The 2,122-nt window shown below is 74.1% G+C and carries 1 protein-coding gene; it reads left to right on the forward strand.

The genetic code is table 11. The annotated features are described in order from the left end of the window. Window positions 1-2,122 (forward strand): beta-ketoacyl reductase (locus STRAU_RS36650; protein WP_158692208.1); only part of this gene is annotated, 2,122 nt, incomplete at both ends.

The raw sequence follows: 2,122 nt of genomic DNA on the forward strand, positions 1-2,122 counted from the left end.
CGCGGCCTCCTGGCCGAGGGTCACGGCCTGTTCGTCGAGATGAGCCCGCACCCGGTCCTCACCGTCCCGGTCCAGGCCACCATCGACGCCACCGACAGCCCGGCGGCCACTCTCGGCTCGCTGCGCCGCGACGAGGGTGACGCCCGCCGCCTGCTCACCTCGCTCGCGGAGGCGCACACCCACGGTGTCGAGCTGGACTGGCAGGCCCTCTTCCCCGGTACCCGCACCACCGTCGACCTGCCCACCTACGCCTTCCAGCGCCAGCACTACTGGCCCGACCACGCGGCAGTGCCGGACACGGCGCCGACCGCCGTGGACGAGGTCGAGGCGCGCTTCTGGGAAGCGGTGGAGCGCGAGGACCTGGAGGAGCTGGCGGCCGAGCTGGAGGTGGCGGACGGTTCCGCCTCCGTCGAGCTGGGGGCTGTGCTGCCCGTGCTGTCGTCGTGGCGGCGGCAGCGGCGCGAGCGGTCGACCCTCGACGGCTGGCGCTACCGGGTCACCTGGAAGCCCCTGGCCAGCGGCACCCTGCCGACGTCCGGTCTCTCCGGACGCTGGCTCGTCGTACGCCCCGAAGGCGCCGACACGCACCCGTGGGCGGCTGGCACGGGAGAGGCCCTGACGCGAGCCGGTGCCGATGTCGTCGAACTGAGCCTGGCGGCTGGGGAGTTGACGCGTGAGGCGCTGGCCTCGCGCCTGCGTGAGTTCGGGGACGCCGGTCTCGCGGGTGTGGTCTCGCTGCTGGGGCTGGACGAGTCCGCGCATGTGGACCACGAGCGAGTGCCCGCGGGTCTCGTCGGCACCGTCGCCCTGGTGCAGGCTCTGGGTGATGCGGGGGTCGGGGCGCGGTTGTGGGCGGTGACGTCCGGGGCGGTGTCGACCGGTCGCAGTGACGCTCTGGAGTCCCCGGTGCAGGCGCAGTTGTGGGGCCTGGGCCGCGTCGTGGCCCTGGAGTACGCGGACCGATGGGGCGGTCTCATCGACCTGCCCCAGGCGTACGACACGCGTGCGGGCGCGCGTTTCACGGCCGCCCTCGCGGGCGCCGGGAACGAGGACCAGCTCGCCGTGCGCGGCTCGGGCGTCGTCGTCCGCCGCCTGGTACAGGCCGAGCAGGTCGAGTCCGCGAAGCGGTGGACGCCGCGCGGCACCGCGCTGGTCACCGGTGGTACGGGTGCGATCGGCGGGCATGTGGCGCGGTGGCTGGCGCGTGAGGGTGCCGAGCACCTCGTGCTGACCAGTCGTCGTGGTCTGGACGCGCCGGGCGCCGGTGAACTGAAGGCGGAGCTGGAGGAGTTGGGGGCCGAGGTCACCGTCGCGGCCTGCGATGTCGCCGACCGTGCGGCGGTCGCCGGTCTCCTGGACGAACTGGCCGCCGACGGACGTGCGCCGCGGTCCGTCTTCCACGCTGCGGGCGTCGGACAGACACAGCCACTGGACGGGATGACCGCCGCCGATATGGCGGAGGTGTTCGGTGCGAAGACGGCGGGTGCCGCGCACCTGGACGAGCTGGTCGACGCCGAGGGTCTGGACGCGTTTGTTCTCTTCTCGTCCAACTCTGGTGTGTGGGGTGGTGGTGGCCAGGGCGCGTATGCGGCTGCCAATGCCTACCTCGACGCCCTCGCCCAGCGGCGCCGGGCCCGCGGCCTGACCGCCACCTCCGTGGCCTGGGGCCTGTGGGCCGGGGGCGGCATGGCCGGAGACGAAGAGGCGGAGCACCTGCGCCGCCGCGGTCTGACGGCGATGGCGCCGGAGCGTGCGGTGGCGGCGCTGGCGCAGGCGGTGGCGTACGACGAGACGTTCCTGGCCGTGGCGGATGTGGACTGGGAGCGGTTTGCGCCCTCGTTCACGTCGGTGCGGCCGAGCCCCTTCATCGGGGACCTGCCCGAGGTGCGGCGCGCACTCGCCGAACCCGAGTCGGCGCCGAAGCAGGGTGCTCCCGGCTCCGAGTGGGCCGAACGGCTCGCCGGTCTGCCGCAGGCGGAGCAGGAGCGGCTGCTGCTGGACCTGGTGCGCGGTCATGCGGCCTCGGTCCTTGGCTATGCGGGTGCGGAGGCCGTCGAGCCGGGGCGGGCGTGCCCCGTGAGCTGGGCTTCGAGGGTGCGGAAGCCGTCGAGCCGGGGCGGGC

It is taken from the genome of Streptomyces aurantiacus JA 4570 (assembly GCF_000414115.1).
In the GTDB taxonomy this organism is placed as follows: Bacteria; Actinomycetota; Actinomycetes; order Streptomycetales; family Streptomycetaceae; genus Streptomyces; species Streptomyces aurantiacus_A.